Below are 15,424 nucleotides of genomic sequence, written 5' to 3' on the forward strand. Positions count from 1 at the left end.
GCATTTAACGCTTTTGAGATTCACCCGAATTATCCCATCCTGGTGAACCTCAGTTTCTATATAAGACTTTATTGCTCTATTATTAAACGAAGAGGCATCTAATTCAATTATATGACTAATGATGATATGCCATGGTGCTTTTGGCAATGCGTATTGGCCTTAGAAGCATCGACTCGCAGAATAAGACAATCGCCATTGTACAACAAATAGAAAATGGCGGCCCATTAACGTTACCTTTTTCCAGATGACTGTAATTGCATTAGCTGATTATATATATTAAATACAAGACCTCAAAGCAATCTGATCCTTTTAGCATTCACCAATAAAAACGCACCCTATTTTCTTCATTATAATAAAGAATAAACTGTACAGTAAGAGCCGTACGTTTCTCATTTACACAGTCTATACCCAACTCCGAGTTATGAATTCACTTAAATATCGATTGATTCCCTCTCAAAAATCCTTTTTAATCATACTATCTCATTTTGTTAGAATAATTTTCTGAACCCTTTTAATTTCTATGGTATATGTCCTCCATATTGTGCTCACCAGTATCATATGGGACGTGAGTTTCTTGTGAATTTAAAATACCACAATATATTTAAGATCGCTATTAGTGCTGCAGTAGATGAAGAGATCTTAATTAGAAATAGATTCAATAAAATTACACTAACAAATCCTAGTTCTGAAAAGATAAAATTTGCTGAAGAAAATCATCTAACCACTGAGGAATTAAACAGACTATTAGATAGGACTAAATAACATGCTGATATTACAACTTTTATTGTTTTATCTTTTAAATCAATGTCGCCCCAGGTGAACACAAGTAACTCACCACATCTTACACCTGAATAGGCTAGTAGCATAGTTGCAGTGTAAGTCAAAACTACTAATAGTGATCGTACTATCTTTGATTTACACAATGCGCAAAATAAAAAGCCCTCTACTCATAAGTGTAGAGAGCTTTGCTGACAAAGGTTATTGGATTTACATTTTACTCCTCAAATTTAAACCACTACTCTATTAATTTGTGCCTACTTGTATTTAGCTAATTTAATAGCTTGATCTAGAACTTGATCCCCTTTCATCATACCATATGCTAATTGGTCAATTATATCACATTTAATTCCTAAAGGTTCAACCTTTTCTCTAATTCCTTTCTCCAAATAACGAACTTGAGGACCAATTAATACCACATCTACATCATCCAGATGATTCTGTAGTTCTGATTCTGCTACAGCATTAATTTCTGCATCAATAACTTTTTTTTCAGAAGCTTTTTTCATTTTATCTACTAACATAGATGTTGACATTCCCGCAGAACACACTAATATAATTTTCATTTTACTTTCCCTCCAATTTATTCATTTTTTCATACATTTCTACCATCTCAATTCCTAATTCTTTAACAGTCATAGCTGTCATTAAATGATCTTGAGCATGGACTAAAATTATCGGAACTTGTGTTTGCTTACCACTAGCTTCATCTTGCAAAAGTTGAGTCTGTTCGTGATGAGCTTTCACGAATTCATGATCAGCTGCTTCAATTTTTTCTTTTGCTTCTTCCATATTGTTTATTTTTGCTAATTTAATAGCTTCCATAGCAAAGGATCTAGCATTCCCCGCATGTAAAATTATCGAAAAAGAAAGCATTTGTAATTCTTCATTTACTTGTGACATATTTATTCCTCCATTCGTTGCTTTGATGCTTTAACTCCTGCTAATACAAAAGGTATATAAATTACAATTGCTACTGCTAAATTGAATAATTGTAATGCAATTCCACGCCAACTTCCACCAGTTACAAGATATCCACTTAAAATAGGCGGTGTTGTCCATGGCAATAACGCGACTGTTCTAGGTACAAGACCAATATATAACGCTACATAGGTAATGATCGTTAAAGTTACTGGAACTAAAACAAAAGGTATTAACATAATTGGATTCAACACGATTGGCAAACCAAAAATTACCGGCTCATTAATATTAAATAAACTGCCTGGAGTAGAAACTTTCGCAACTTCTCGATAAGGGTGATTTTTCTGTTTTCGGATAACAATGAAAATAGCAATCAATAATGCTATTGTTGTTCCTGAACCTCCCATAAATACGAAAGAGTCTAAAAATGGTTTTGTTACAATATTCGGCACATCATAAGCCGAAATACCTGATTGGAACAAGCTTAGATTTTCTTCTACTAGCGGAATATAAATAGGCTCAATAATAGAACCAATTATATTGGTACCATGTAATCCAAAAAACCATAAGATATGATTTAACAAAGCTACTACCAATGCTGCTGGTAATGAATTACTTAAACCTTGTATTGGTTTTTGTATTGCTGTAAAAATTACTTCAAAAATACTTGTATCAGCTAATACTGCTAAAGATGCCTGAAATAACCCGACAATAATTAAGATAATCATAGTTGGAATTAAGGCTCTAAAAGACTTAGTTACACCAGAGGGTACACCTTCCGGCATTTTTATAATAAGTTTTGGGGTATTTACAAAAACCCTAAATAATTCAGTGGTTAATAAAGCAATGATAATACCGACAAAAAGACCTTGTGTGCCTAGCCAATTCATATTTAAACCGAAGTCATCTGTGACAGGTACTAACATAATATAGGACGCAGAGGATATAAGCGATGCAGCTAATCTATCCACATTATAACTTTTCGCCAAATTATAGGAAATTGTAAACGATGCCAATAAACCTAAAACTGCAAAAGTTCCATTCCAGATACTCCCCCCTACTTGTTGCCAATTACCATCACCAAAAATCGCACTCATCCATTCAACAAAATTGAATTTCCCAAATGGAGGGAAGTTATTTATCAAAATCGCTAGTGAACCAATAATCACTAATGGCATAATAGCAACAAAGCCATCTCTAATTGCAACTAAATGTCTTTGTGAACCAATTTTTCCAGCAAACTCAATAAATTTTTGCATTAGCTTATTATTCATTTCCCTTTCCTCCCTTATTAAATTGTGGTAAGCATTCCTTATGCGCACATAGCAATTCGTCTAACAGGGATTTTACTTTTCTTTCATCCTTTATAAGCGGATTTGCAATAAACGCTTGATAAGCTTGATTATAATCTCCACTAATACTTGCCAATATAACTAATTCTTCAAAAGATTTCATTTGTAATATATCACCTTTTACTTGTGCAGGTAACGAACCAATCGCAATTGGCTTCGGACCATTTTTTGTAATAAGACAATTGGCTTCAATTACAGAATCATTAGGTAATTCGGCAATTGCTCCATCGTTAAAAGTATTAACTGTTTGGATATCCTCCTTATTATTATAAATGGAATCGATTAAGCTACACGCTACATCACTATAAAAAGCTCCACCTCTTTCCTCTAATTCCTTGGGTTTAACGTTTAAATCCTTATTACTATATATAGTAAATAATGATTTCTCTAAATTTTTCACTATTTCTGCTCTCGTACCATGTTCTTTTAAAGCTTCTTTATCCTTTGAAAGTATATCTGTTGTTTGATAATAATATTGATGATAAGGATTTGGAAGTAGTTTCATACTATTAATAAATCCTTTAGACCACCCTAAACTAACTATATTTGCAGGAGAATAATCTAAATTTTCTCTGGCTAAACTTGTTAACACTTCATCTGTACGATTAATTCCATCTACAAACACTCTTTGTCCAAACACAAAATGGTTCATACCCACAAACTCTATTTTTACTTGGCTTGGGTCAGCATTGAGTATTTCAGCTGTCGAATGAATCATGTTAAAAGGAATATTACATACTCCAATCACTTTTTTGTGAGCTGAATGTTTTAGTAATGCCTCAGTTACAATACCAGCAGGGTTTGTAAAATTAATTATCCATGCATTAGGACAAATTTCGTGGACATCTTCAGCTAATTCTAATAGTATAGGAATGGTTCGAAATGCCTTCATAATTCCACCAGCACCATTTGTTTCTTGCCCAATAAAACCATGTTTTAATGGAATTCTTTCATCTTTTTCTCTTGCATTTAGACCACCAACACGAATTTGAGTAGAAACAAAATCTGCATTCTTTAATGCTTGCCTACGATCAAGTGTCCAAGACAATTGTATAGTTTTACCAGATTTTTCAATCATTCTTTTTGCTAAATTTGCTATGACTATTAATTTATCTTTACCTTCTTCAATATCTACTAATGAAATTTCTGTAATAGGTAAACTATCAAAACGTCGAATAACGCCTTCAATTATTTCAGGTGTATAGCTTGAACCCCCACCTATAACAACTAATTTTACTGACATACTACTGCTCCTCTCTCGTTTCTTGATAATCTAGGGTCTTAATTTGTATTACTGATTTGTTCCTTTTTAAAACGTATCATACAAATATTTAATTGTAAACACATTTAAAATTAAAAAGGTGATTAGTAATTACATATATAGACTTGTAATACAAATTTTTTTTTAGTAAACTTATTACGTCAAACTTTAATGAATGAAGGAGACTACAATGGATAAAAAACAGTCATTACATGCTCATATAAAAAACGAATTATTATCAAGAATTAAAAACGATACTTTTCAAAAAGGTGAAAAAATCCCCACTGAGTTGGAACTGTGCAAAGAATTTGACGTAAGTAGAACGACCGTAAGAGCAGCATTAAACCAATTAACATTAGAAGGTTATCTTGAAAGAGTTCAAGGAAGAGGTACGTTTGTTGCAGAAAAGAAAGTACATCAAACACTCTCACAAACAGTGAAACGCTACATCGACCAAATTGAAGTACAAGGTAAAATAGCGGAGATTATTTTGATAAACCTTTCCGTTATCCCTGCAACTACATCTCTTCAAGCTGCATTAAATGTTCCATTAAATGACCCTATTCAAAAAATCGAGCGAGTTAGAAAAGCAAATAATTCTCCGACTCAATATGAAATATCTTATATTCCTTGGAATGTTGCACCCGGAATTAGTAAAGAACAGGCTGAAACCTCTTTATATAAAGCACTAAAAAATGATTTTAATGTATCAGTTGCTAAAACTACGGAGCATATTGAAATTGCTTTATCAGATGAAAGTACTTCTTATTATTTAGATTCTGAAATTGGGCTGCCTTGCTTCTATATCGAAACAATCGCCGATAATAATGATGGGGACAAAATTGAATATTCCCAATCTTATTTCCGAGGGGATAAAACTAATTTCGTTATCGAAAGATATTATCCAGAAAAAGACGAACAGTAAGGAGGTAAAGTGAAAATGGAAATTTTATTTAATGCAGATGATTTTGGATTAACAGAAGGGGTATCAGAAGGTATTGTAAAGGCACATAAAAAAGGTGTAGTTTCTTCTACAACATTAATGATGAACGGAAAAGCTACTAGGTATGCAGTGGCATTAGCCAAAAGAACACCTACACTTAAAGTTGGAATACACCTTACCCTAACATGGGGAAAACCATTACATCCAAATGTATCGAGTCTTATAGACGCTCAAGGTTATTTTAAATTTACCAATCAGTTTCGAAACTTTAATCTACCAGATTTAAATGACGTAAAAAAAGAATGGAAAGCGCAAATAGAAGGGTTCTTACAAACTGGTCTAGCACTTCACCATATTGATAGTCATCATCATATTCATGGATGGGAACCTTTAAAAGAGGTTGTCATCCAGCTGGCGACTGAATACAAAGTTCCGGTACGATATACAGATTCATTAAAAGATCAACCTGAAATTTTACTTACGAACTCCCTTTGGTTAGGTTTTTATTCTGAAGGGATATACAATGATATCTTTAAGCAACTAAAACATAAAAATCAACAATCTATTGAAGTAATGACTCATCCCGGCTTTGCGGACTTAGATTTAGTGAATGTAAGTTCCTATACTGCAACAAGAGAAGAGGAAATTAAAATACTATGCCAACTGGATCCGCCAAGTTGGGTAAAAATACTTTAAAAAAGACGTAGAAGCCTTTAGTAATAGACTTCTGCGTCTTTTTTAAATTTTAGTAATACAAAGATATAAACTAGTATCAATTGACATACTTTCTACTCTGGTATGATCCTGTTGAATGCTAGAATGCATCGTTTTTTTTACCTCTGAAAATAGATTTAAGATATTCCAATAATAATTTCCTGTTACCTGTACTGGCTGATTTGGAAATCGATAAATTTCCTCTAAACTCATCTTTTCTACATCGAAACTATTTAACATTAACCATCCGTCGTTATGAGGTCTGAACATAATTTGCACATTCACAATGTCAACATGAATCCACTTGATTTGATCTTCCACAAAATGGATCAGAAATAAAGAAGCAATAATTGATCCCCCGAAAGTAGATGACCCCTTTCAAGATCCAACCGCCATTCATACAGCATTATTAAGATTACCAATGGAAATTTTAGGCTCATTCAAAGACTTTTTATGCAAATTGATCTCATACTTGAAATAAACAAACTCGGAACGATAACAACGGAAGTGGTGGAGGCTGCACGAGACAGTTTGATTATAGGTATTAAATAAACTGTAGGAAAGCCATCACTGATTTTAAAGATGGTTTTTTATTAGGTGCTTATTGTTCAAAATACCGATTGAAATAGACCCAAAAAAGTGACAGCTGATCCTATCCGAATAGTTACATCAATCAAAAGATTAAAGAAATGATACAACTAGCAAAAGTGAAGAAAATAACCGTTCATGGCTAAGGCACACACACGCTACCATCTTAATTAATAAGAACGCCACCGTTAAAGCTATTGCAGAACGTTTGGGTAATACACCGGACATGATTTATAATGTGTACGATCATGTCTTTAAAGAATTAGAAGAAGAAAGTGTTAGGCTATTTAATTACAGTTTACAAGAAAGTGGGGCTAATATTGGGGCTGATTCATAAAAAAATATACCATACGCCCACTGTTTATAAGGGATATGTATTTTTATTTATGTTAAAATACATATCATGACATTAAAAAGAATGTAAGGAGTCGTTATACTTTGCCAAGAAAATATATTTATTTGATCATAACGTATGTTGCAATGCAGAGTTCCGGTTTACTAGTACAGCCGTTTATGCCACTTATCGAAAATCAAGATGTTTTTATCGTTGCATGGTCAGTCATGACATTTGCCGTGGCACTCGTTATTTGTCTGATTATACTACGCCATGAAATGAAGGATTTCTTTCAATTAAGAGAGAAAAAAATCGGGTCAATCATATTATGGTCATTTCTCGGCATTATTTTAGTTATGATTTCACAATATACTGCGATAATTATTGAACAAGTAGTGTTTGGTATTAAGCCCGGATCTAAGAATACGATGGACTTAATGAATGTTGCTCGTCAAGCTCCCATATTTATTGTGATCATTTCCGTTTTAGGACCAATTTTAGAAGAGCTCGTGTTTCGAAAAGCTATTTTTGGTTCACTCTATAAAAGAATGAATTTCTTTTTTGCAGCTTTGCTATCTGGTGTTATATTTGCGGCAGTTCATATGGATTTCGAACACATTTTAACTTACACAGCAATAGGAATGGTATTTGCTTTCCTATATGTAGAGACAAAACGAATCATTGTTCCCATTATTGCTCACATGGCAATTAATACCTTCGCTGTGATTGGACAGTTATCGATGGATCCAGAAGAAATCGAACGACAAATGGAGAAAATGGAACAATTAATGATGATTCTTATTGGAGGACAATAGTATTATGCGTATTTCACCTTTACGTTCTGCCTTTTTTTACATTGCGTTAGGTGCCTTATTCACCTATATAGCAATCCAATCGGCAGATGAGACTATTTTTAATTTTATTACGATTGCATTAGCAACCTTTGCAACGATTGATTTTGTAGTTGCAGTAAGGTTAATGAATTTACATTTTCGCATTAAAAAGGCGAACGATAAGGATAAAAAATAGACTCGGCTATTAGCTGAGTCTATTTTTATCCTTCATCTGATAGATACTTGAAAAACTCTTGTTCCTTATTGCTCTTCTTCATGCTCTAGCGGATAATGCTTCATAAAATAGGCAAGGGATTGTAATTCTACTGCTAAATCAATATGATGGACACGCACGTGTTCTGGAACGGTAATTCTTGCCGGTGTGAAATTCAAAACACCACTTATCCCTGCATTTATTAGACGATCGGTAATATTTTGCGCTTCGGACACAGGTACTGTTAAAATCGCAACAGAAATATTTTCAAGATTATCCTCTAAATCTTCAATGTGATAAATTTGAACATCCCCAATCGTTTTCCCTACCTTACGTTTGTCTGCATCAAAGGCCATTTCAATTTTTGTATTATTATTTTTAGTGAAATTATAATTTAAAAAAGCGGTTCCTAAATTACCTACACCAATTAGAGCAACAGGTGTATTTTCATCCTGGTCTAATGTTTTACGGAAAAAGCCTAGCAAGTATTCAACATTGTAGCCATACCCTTTTTTTCCTAATGCACCAAAATAGGAGAAATCTCTTCTGATTGTAGCAGAATCAACTTTAATCGCTTCACTTAATTCCTTTGAAGATACGCGGGATTTTCCTTGAATGTGAAGATTATTTAAAAATCGATAATATAATGGTAAACGTTTTGCTGTCGCTTGTGGTATTTTATTTTGATTCATCATCATTCATTCCCCTTACTATTGATCGGTTTGGATTTGTGAATGTTTTTACTTACTTTTATTCTAACAGAAAAACAATTAAATGTCGTGAAATTATTCACTTAATCCAAAACTACTGTGCTTGCAGTGGTATCTGCTTTCAGATACACTTAATATCTAGAGGTGAAATCAGATGATTTATTTACAAGTAAACAATTTAACCAAAAGATTCGGTGCAGAACTGATCTTATCTAATATAAAACTAGAGATTAAAAGTAACGAACGTATCGCTATAGTTGGACGTAATGGTGCTGGTAAATCCACGCTTTTAAATATTATTTCCAATCAACTTAGTTATGATGAAGGAGAAATTCATAAACCGAAAGAGGTTTCATTAGGTTATCTTGCTCAGCATTCCGGCTTAGATTCCAATGAAACCATTTGGGATGAAATGCTTAAAATATTTGAGCACTTTCAAAAGGAAGAAAAAGCAATACGCCAGATGGAACAGCAAATGGGGGATCCTAATCTGCTTGCTGATAGGGAACGCTACGAACAGCTGCTTACCAGTTATGATCAAAAACAGGAAGACTTCAAACTTGCTGGCGGCTATCAATATGAAGCAGACATGAAAGCAGTGTTAAATGGTCTTGCTTTCCCGGAAAGCATGTGGACAGCTTCCATTGCTACACTAAGCGGAGGACAAAAGACCAGATTGGCTTTAGGGAAACTATTACTAACCAAGCCAGACATTCTCATTTTAGATGAGCCAACCAACCATTTAGATATTCAGACGCTGACTTGGCTGGAGGGATTTTTAAACAGTTATCAAGGTGCTGTCGTCATCGTATCACACGACCGCTATTTTTTAGATAAAACAGTGAATGTCATCTATGAAATTTCTCGCCATCACTCTAGTAAATTCCACGGAAACTATAGTGATTATTTACAACAAAAAGCTGCTAATTATGAACGCGATCTCAAGCTCTATGATAAACAACAGAGTGAATTTAAAAAAATGGAAGAGTTTATTCAGAAGAACATTGTACGTGCTTCTACTACCAAACGTGCGCAAAGTAGACGAAAGCAGTTAGAAAAAATGGAAGTCATGGACAGACCCGCAGGCGAAGAAGGCTCCGCTAAGTTTTCGTTTGCGATTGAACGGAGAAGTGGTAACGATGTTTTAAAAATTAATGACTTGGCTTTCCATTATCAATCGTCAGACCCGTTCATTTTTTCTAATCTTAACTTGCATATCGAACGAGGTGATAGTGTTGCACTGGTCGGACCCAATGGTGTTGGTAAGTCGACCTTATTAAAGGCAATCATCGGACAGTTAGATCCCGCCACAGGTGAGATTCAGCTCGGAACGAATGTACAGATTGGCTATTATGATCAGGAGCAAACACAATTAAATCCGAAGAAAACGGTATTGAATGAACTATGGGATGATTACCCAGCAATAAATGAAAAAGACATTCGTACCATTCTCGGTAACTTCCTTTTCAGTGGCGATGATGTGCTACGCAACGTATCAGCTTTAAGTGGTGGAGAAAAGGCAAGGATCGCATTAGCTAAATTAATGATGAAGAAAGCCAACTTCTTATTACTCGATGAGCCGACCAACCATTTAGATTTGGATAGTAAAGAAGTGCTGGAAGCAGCACTAATCGATTACCCCGGATCCATTTTGTTTGTCTCTCACGACCGATATTTTATTAATAAGTTAGCCACAAGTGTACTGGAAATGCAGCCTGATAAAACAACTCTCTACTTAGGTGATTATGATTACTATGTGGAGAAAAAACAAGAAGAACAGGAACTTGCCGAATTAAAAAAGGCCGAAAAGAAGACAGTAGAAAAAAAGGAAACCACAAAAACCAATTATGAAAAAGATAAACAACAAAAAAAAGAACAACGTAAAATTGAGCGTCGAATTAAGGATATTGAAGATGAGATTGAACAACTTGAATTAGAAATGGAAGAAATAGATCAAATGCTGTGTGATCCTCAAGTGTTTCAAGATCATGAAAAAGCCCTGGAGTTAACCAATAAAAACGATTCCTTAAAAGAGCGAATGGAATTATTAATGGAAGAATGGGAAACATTACACGAATAATTATAAAGGACATTGTGCACATTTAGGCATAATGTCCTTTATAATCCATTCCGATTTACACACAACTTTATCCACTTATTCTACCCTAATAATTCAGTTATCAAGAGGTTTGTCCACATTATCCACAAAAACGAATCATGTTATACACATTTTTTCGTTGTTATCCAAGCTTGATATGAAAAGGTTTATATAATTATCCACATTTTATGTTTTTAATTGTGGATAATTATACGCTTGGTTATTCTTGCATAAAAAAGAAAAGCTAGAACGTTTTAACGTTCTAGCTTTGATCTTTTTGCGTATCTTTCTAGGCTTAAGCTTGGGTTTGCGTTTAAATCCCATTGTGCTCGATGTCCTTGTTGAAAGGCAACAGATCCTGCTGCTGCGATCATTGCTGCATTATCTGTGCAAAGTGGTAATGATGGAAATAGTAATTCCACTGATTCTTCTTGCTGAAATTTAGACTGCATAGCCGTTCGCAATCCTTTATTTGCCGCTACACCGCCGGCTACAATAACTTGATTCACTCCGTATTGTTTTGCGGCTTTATAAGCTTTTTCCGTTAATACTTCCACAACACTATCCTGAAAACTTGCAGCAACATCTTCTTGTTTTAATGTTTCTCCTTTTTGTTTCGCGTTGTGCAATGTATTTATGACCGATGACTTCAATCCACTAAAACTGAAATCAAATGAATCCTCTTCTAACCATGCGCGTGGGAAGTCAATATTAGATTCACCTTGGTGTGCTAATTGATCCATTTTAGGGCCACCTGGATAAGGTAATTGCAATGTTCGTGCTACTTTATCGTACGCTTCTCCGGCAGCATCATCTCTTGTTTCTCCAATAATTTCAAAGTCACCGTGTTTTTTCATCAAAATCAATTCAGTATGTCCGCCGGAAACCACTAGGGCTAACAGCGGAAATTCGAAGTCTTTTTCTAAACGGTTAGCATAAATGTGTCCTGCTATATGGTGAACACCAACTAGTGGCTTTTGGTGTGCATAGGCTAAGCTTTTCGCTGCATTGACACCTACCAATAGTGCACCGACTAGACCTGGCCCTTCCGTTACGGTAACAGCGTCGATATCCTTCATAGTTAAACCTGCTTTTTCAAAGGTTTCTTCTAACACGACGGTGATCTGTTCGACATGATGCCTTGAAGCTATTTCTGGAACAACCCCGCCAAAGCGTTTATGGCTTTCAATTTGGGAAGCCACCACATTCGACACAATCTCTCGACCATCTTTTATAATGGCTGCAGCAGTTTCGTCACAGCTCGTTTCAATTCCTAATATATATTCACTCATAAATTCACCCACAATACTAAAGCATCTTCCTGATTATCGCTATAATAATTTTTTCTGATTCCACCGAGTTTCATCCCGAACTTTTTGTACATCTGTTGTGCAGTTATATTGGAAACACGTACTTCCAATGATAAATGGCGAATGCCATGGGCAACTGCATAATTGATTAAATACTGAAATAGTCCTTGCCCATATCCTTGCCCTCTATAATCTGGATCAATCGCAATATTCGTTATTTGTGCTTCATCTAACACCATCCATGACCCACAAAAGCCAACCACCTTGTCATTTAATGTGGCCACAAAATATTGTGCATACTGATTCTTTGTTAATTCTTCTTTATAGATATCGTCTGGCCATGGGATTGGAAATGAACGTTTATCTATCTCTTTGACCGCCTCTATATCTGTTTCTGTCATTATACGAAATTGAACTTTAGCCATTTTGTTCTTGTTCCTTTAACCACTTTGCTTCTGCTTCAACTACACGAATATAGTTAGGTGTTAATTCATGAAGATTATCCTCGTTATGTTGCTCCCCTAAGAGGGCTAATTGACCAGCACGAGGGAGATGATCAATAGCAGGAGGGAAAATGGCGGCCTTTGCTAATTTGTCTTTAATCAAGCTTTGGTGTTGCTTTATGTCCTGGCTTAGAAAGATAACAGGCTTTTGATAGCTTTGTAATTCATCCAGCCACTGCTCCATTAAAATATTCTGATCTTCTTTTTTTACATGAATCCGATCATAATTGCTTTCATATAAACCTGTATAGACTAAGCCTCTACGCGCATCAAAAAAAGGTGAGATGAGCACATTTTGCTGACGTACATTATGCGCCAATAATTCTAAACTGGATATAGCCACAATCGGAATGTTTAGTGTCCAAGCCATTGTTTTTGCTGTAGATAGACCAATACGAACCCCTGTATAAGAACCTGGACCTTTGGCAACAACAATCCGGTCTAATTGATCTGGCGTCGTTTCTGTTTCTTGCATCACATGGTCAATAGCTGGCATTAAACCAACCGAGTGATTGCGTTTCATGTTCGCAGTGTATTCTGATTTCACTTCCCCATCTTTACTTACTGCAACACCTAATACTTGATTAGAAGTATCAATTGCTAACACATTCATGAATATAGCTCCTTACATACCGAATCAAAGTGACCACCAATTGGATGGAAAATAATATTCCTTGTATGTTCATCGATTCTTTTTATTTGAATCTCTAATCGTTCTTCCGGAAGAAATTCTTCTATAAAGCTTGCCCATTCTACAACGGTAATACCTTCACCATTGAAATATTCATCAAAACCGATATCCTCTTCACTATCCTCCAGACGATAAACATCCATATGGTATAACGGGATTTCCCCCATATATTCTTTTACAATCGTAAAGGTCGGACTGTTAATCGTTCTTCTTACACCAAGTCCAGCCCCTAAACCTTTGGTGAAAGTTGTTTTCCCTGCACCTAAATCGCCTTCTAGTGTTAGTACTTCACCAGGACGTAGGAGTAATGCTAATTTATTTGCTAATCTTCTTGTTTCCTCTTCTGTTTTTGTTTCGAAGATATATTGACTCATTTTTTCACCTTCTTAGATGTGTATAACCCGATTTTTCCAATCTATTTAATTCTTGATTATGTTGTAACCACACGGTACCATTCTTTTTATAATCATTTCGCACGATTCCTATCGCTGAAATATTGGTATCAGTTTGCTTTGCTATAACCTGCAATTGCTCCCAATCTCTATTTGAAACAGTTCCAATTAATTCAAAGTCTTCTCCACCTGATAACGTCCATTTAAATTTCTGTTTAGAGGAAAAATCAAATAGTTGTGGATGGCTTGGCACTTTATCATAATCAATGATCAATGTCTTATCAGAAGCCATTGCTATTTCATTTGCTTCATTTGCAATACCATCACTTATATCATTTAATGACATCCTCTTAATAGCATCAGATTGATTAATAAAAGAGACCCTTGGCATGGGCATTCGATGTCGATTAATAAAATATTGATATTTTTCATGATCTGTATGAGATGCATTCAATAATATATGTAAACCACAAGCTGCATCACCTAGTGTTCCAGTCACAAAGATTATATCATTTTCTTGTGCATCACTGCGAAATCTAGCTTTCCCTTTTAAAACAGTCCCTAATACTGTTATCGACAGAACTAACTGTTCACCTGATACAGTGTCACCACCGATAAGGTCCATGTTACATTCTTTTGCCAGTCCATTCATGCCTTGATAAATCTCTTGTAATTCATCTGCAGTCCAGCTGTCTGGTATCACAATAGATACTACATACGACGTAGGCTTCCCACCCATAGCTGCAATATCACTTATATTAGCAGCCAGGGCTCGATAACCAATATGATATGGTTTGGTTGTCTTAGAGGAAAAATGAACATCCTCCACCATTGTATCAACCGTCGTAATTATATCTTCATTAGTATGCCTTACAATAGCCGCATCATCACCAATACCCTTCACTACTGAAGACTGTCGATAAAAGTTCGGCTGAATCGAGCGAATAAAATCAAATTCCTCCATCAATCCTACCTCCATACACAACAACTACACACATCATACCAAAACTTAGGACAGGGGGACAGGGGAAACATCTCTTTTTCATAGCTTAATCTTTATTTATGATAATTATTTTAGACAAACAAAAAACCTTAAGTATCAAAACTTAAGGTTGTCTTATTCGTTAGTCATAAAATGGCGGTCCGGACGGGACTCGAACCCGCGACCTCCTGCGTGACAGGCAGGCATTCTAACCAGCTGAACTACCGGACCAAATTTGGTTACATTCTTCAAGAACAACGATTATTTTCTAACAGTAATAACTATATCAACGTTGCAAGAATTTTTTTGGTTGCGGGGGCAAGATTTGAACTTGCGACCTTCGGGTTATGAGCCCGACGAGCTACCAGACTGCTCCACCCCGCGATAATAATAAATAAAAGGTAGTACATTAAACTATAACATAGTTTGTTCTTTTTTAAAAACAAGCCTGGCAACGTCCTACTCTCGCAGGGGCGCGAGCCCCAACTACCATGGGCGCTGGAGAGCTTAACTACTGTGTTCGGCATGGGAACAGGTGTGACCTCTTCGCTATCGCTACCAGACTTTATATCATTAGATAAGGGATATACCCTAAAAACTAGATAAGAGTTAACAACAAGTTCAAACAAATCGTATAGTTAAGTCCTCGATCTATTAGTATTCGTCAGCTTCACATGTCACCACGCTTCTACCTCGAACCTATCTACCTCATCGTCTCTGAGGGATCTTACTCTATCGAATAGATGGGAAGTCTCATCTTGAGGGGGGCTTCATGCTTAGATGCTTTCAGCACTTATCCCT

16 protein-coding genes, 2 tRNA genes, 2 rRNA genes and 1 pseudogene are annotated in these 15,424 nt (G+C 35.5%); 6 read left to right on the plus strand and 15 right to left on the minus strand.

Features of this window, described 5'->3' with window-relative positions:
• Positions 1–1,034: 1,034 nt before the first annotated feature.
• From BM121_RS15250 to BM121_RS15265, 4 genes are read right to left on the minus strand one after another with little or no spacing between them, the layout of a single operon-like run.
• A complete protein-coding gene (locus BM121_RS15250; protein WP_091484515.1) occupies positions 1,035–1,343 on the minus strand; it encodes a PTS sugar transporter subunit IIB in 309 nt (102 codons plus the stop codon).
• 1 nt (position 1,344) lies between these two features.
• Positions 1,345–1,680 (minus strand): PTS lactose/cellobiose transporter subunit IIA, encoded by a 336-nt coding sequence (locus BM121_RS15255; protein WP_091484516.1) that lies wholly within the window; start codon positions 1,678–1,680, stop codon positions 1,345–1,347.
• Positions 1,681–1,682: 2 nt separating this feature from the next.
• The gene (locus BM121_RS15260) at positions 1,683–2,972 is read right to left on the minus strand and encodes a PTS sugar transporter subunit IIC (RefSeq protein ID WP_175495456.1); all 1,290 of its coding nucleotides are present in this window, start codon (positions 2,970–2,972) and stop codon (positions 1,683–1,685) included.
• The gene (locus BM121_RS15265) at positions 2,965–4,293 is read right to left on the minus strand and encodes a 6-phospho-beta-glucosidase (RefSeq protein WP_091484517.1); all 1,329 of its coding nucleotides are present in this window, start codon (positions 4,291–4,293) and stop codon (positions 2,965–2,967) included. The genes BM121_RS15260 and BM121_RS15265 overlap by 8 nt, the downstream gene beginning before the upstream one ends.
• A 208-nt stretch (positions 4,294–4,501) precedes the next feature.
• On the opposite strand from BM121_RS15265, the gene BM121_RS15270 reads away from it, so the two are divergent.
• Complete coding sequence (locus BM121_RS15270) at positions 4,502–5,236, plus strand: GntR family transcriptional regulator (protein WP_091484518.1); 735 nt, start codon at positions 4,502–4,504, stop codon at positions 5,234–5,236.
• A gap of 15 nt (positions 5,237–5,251) precedes the next feature.
• On the plus strand, positions 5,252–5,950 hold the full coding sequence (gene chbG / locus BM121_RS15275; RefSeq protein WP_091484519.1) for a chitin disaccharide deacetylase: 699 nt from the start codon (positions 5,252–5,254) through the stop codon (positions 5,948–5,950).
• Between the two features lie 42 nt (positions 5,951–5,992).
• Here chbG and BM121_RS15280 read toward each other — a convergent pair whose 3' ends face one another.
• Positions 5,993–6,238, minus strand: a complete 246-nt coding sequence (locus tag BM121_RS15280; protein WP_139220277.1) for a hypothetical protein — start codon at positions 6,236–6,238, stop codon at positions 5,993–5,995.
• A 132-nt stretch (positions 6,239–6,370) separates the two neighbouring features.
• Between BM121_RS15280 and BM121_RS22480 the strand changes: the two are divergent.
• From BM121_RS22480 to BM121_RS15295, 3 genes and pseudogenes are all read left to right on the plus strand, one after another.
• Positions 6,371–6,520 (plus strand): annotated as a pseudogene (locus tag BM121_RS22480) (AAA family ATPase); the annotation flags it as partial.
• A 474-nt stretch (positions 6,521–6,994) separates the two neighbouring features.
• On the plus strand, positions 6,995–7,705 hold the full coding sequence (locus tag BM121_RS15290; RefSeq protein ID WP_091484521.1) for a CPBP family intramembrane glutamic endopeptidase: 711 nt from the start codon (positions 6,995–6,997) through the stop codon (positions 7,703–7,705).
• Positions 7,706–7,709: 4 nt separating this feature from the next.
• Positions 7,710–7,919: a YdiK family protein gene (locus BM121_RS15295; protein ID WP_091484522.1), complete on the plus strand. Its 210-nt coding sequence runs from the start codon at positions 7,710–7,712 to the stop codon at positions 7,917–7,919.
• A 65-nt stretch (positions 7,920–7,984) separates the two neighbouring features.
• Here BM121_RS15295 and BM121_RS15300 read toward each other — a convergent pair whose 3' ends face one another.
• Positions 7,985–8,632 (minus strand): redox-sensing transcriptional repressor Rex, encoded by a 648-nt coding sequence (locus BM121_RS15300; protein ID WP_091484523.1) that lies wholly within the window; start codon positions 8,630–8,632, stop codon positions 7,985–7,987.
• Between the two features lie 169 nt (positions 8,633–8,801).
• Here BM121_RS15300 and BM121_RS15305 point away from each other — a divergent pair, with 169 nt between their 5' ends.
• Positions 8,802–10,727 (plus strand): ABC-F family ATP-binding cassette domain-containing protein, encoded by a 1,926-nt coding sequence (locus BM121_RS15305; protein ID WP_091484524.1) that lies wholly within the window; start codon positions 8,802–8,804, stop codon positions 10,725–10,727.
• Between the two features lie 272 nt (positions 10,728–10,999).
• Here BM121_RS15305 and tsaD read toward each other — a convergent pair whose 3' ends face one another.
• From tsaD to BM121_RS15350, 9 genes are all read right to left on the minus strand, one after another.
• Complete coding sequence (gene tsaD, locus BM121_RS15310) at positions 11,000–12,037, minus strand: tRNA (adenosine(37)-N6)-threonylcarbamoyltransferase complex transferase subunit TsaD (protein ID WP_091484537.1); 1,038 nt, start codon at positions 12,035–12,037, stop codon at positions 11,000–11,002.
• A complete protein-coding gene (rimI, locus tag BM121_RS15315; protein WP_091484525.1) occupies positions 12,034–12,480 on the minus strand; it encodes a ribosomal protein S18-alanine N-acetyltransferase in 447 nt (148 codons plus the stop codon). The genes tsaD and rimI overlap by 4 nt, the downstream gene beginning before the upstream one ends.
• Positions 12,473–13,171 carry a tRNA (adenosine(37)-N6)-threonylcarbamoyltransferase complex dimerization subunit type 1 TsaB gene (gene tsaB, locus BM121_RS15320; protein ID WP_091484526.1) on the minus strand — a complete coding sequence of 233 codons (699 nt, stop codon included), beginning with the start codon at positions 13,169–13,171 and terminating at the stop codon, positions 12,473–12,475. Before tsaB ends, rimI begins: the two co-directional genes overlap by 8 nt.
• Entirely contained in the window at positions 13,168–13,623 is a 456-nt protein-coding gene (tsaE, locus tag BM121_RS15325) for a tRNA (adenosine(37)-N6)-threonylcarbamoyltransferase complex ATPase subunit type 1 TsaE (RefSeq protein ID WP_091484527.1), read from the minus strand. The genes tsaB and tsaE overlap by 4 nt, the downstream gene beginning before the upstream one ends.
• 4 nt (positions 13,624–13,627) lie before the next feature.
• Positions 13,628–14,605 (minus strand): thiamine-phosphate kinase, encoded by a 978-nt coding sequence (gene thiL, locus BM121_RS15330; protein WP_091484528.1) that lies wholly within the window; start codon positions 14,603–14,605, stop codon positions 13,628–13,630.
• Between the two features lie 172 nt (positions 14,606–14,777).
• Positions 14,778–14,854, minus strand: a tRNA-Asp gene (locus tag BM121_RS15335).
• Between the two features lie 76 nt (positions 14,855–14,930).
• A tRNA-Met gene (locus BM121_RS15340) sits at positions 14,931–15,007 on the minus strand.
• A 62-nt stretch (positions 15,008–15,069) separates the two neighbouring features.
• Positions 15,070–15,186, minus strand: a 5S ribosomal RNA gene (gene rrf, locus BM121_RS15345).
• A 71-nt stretch (positions 15,187–15,257) separates the two neighbouring features.
• Positions 15,258–15,424 (minus strand): 23S ribosomal RNA (locus BM121_RS15350); the annotation flags it as partial.

The organism is Gracilibacillus orientalis, from assembly GCF_900114645.1.
GTDB classification, from domain to species: domain Bacteria; phylum Bacillota; class Bacilli; order Bacillales; family Amphibacillaceae; genus Gracilibacillus; species Gracilibacillus orientalis.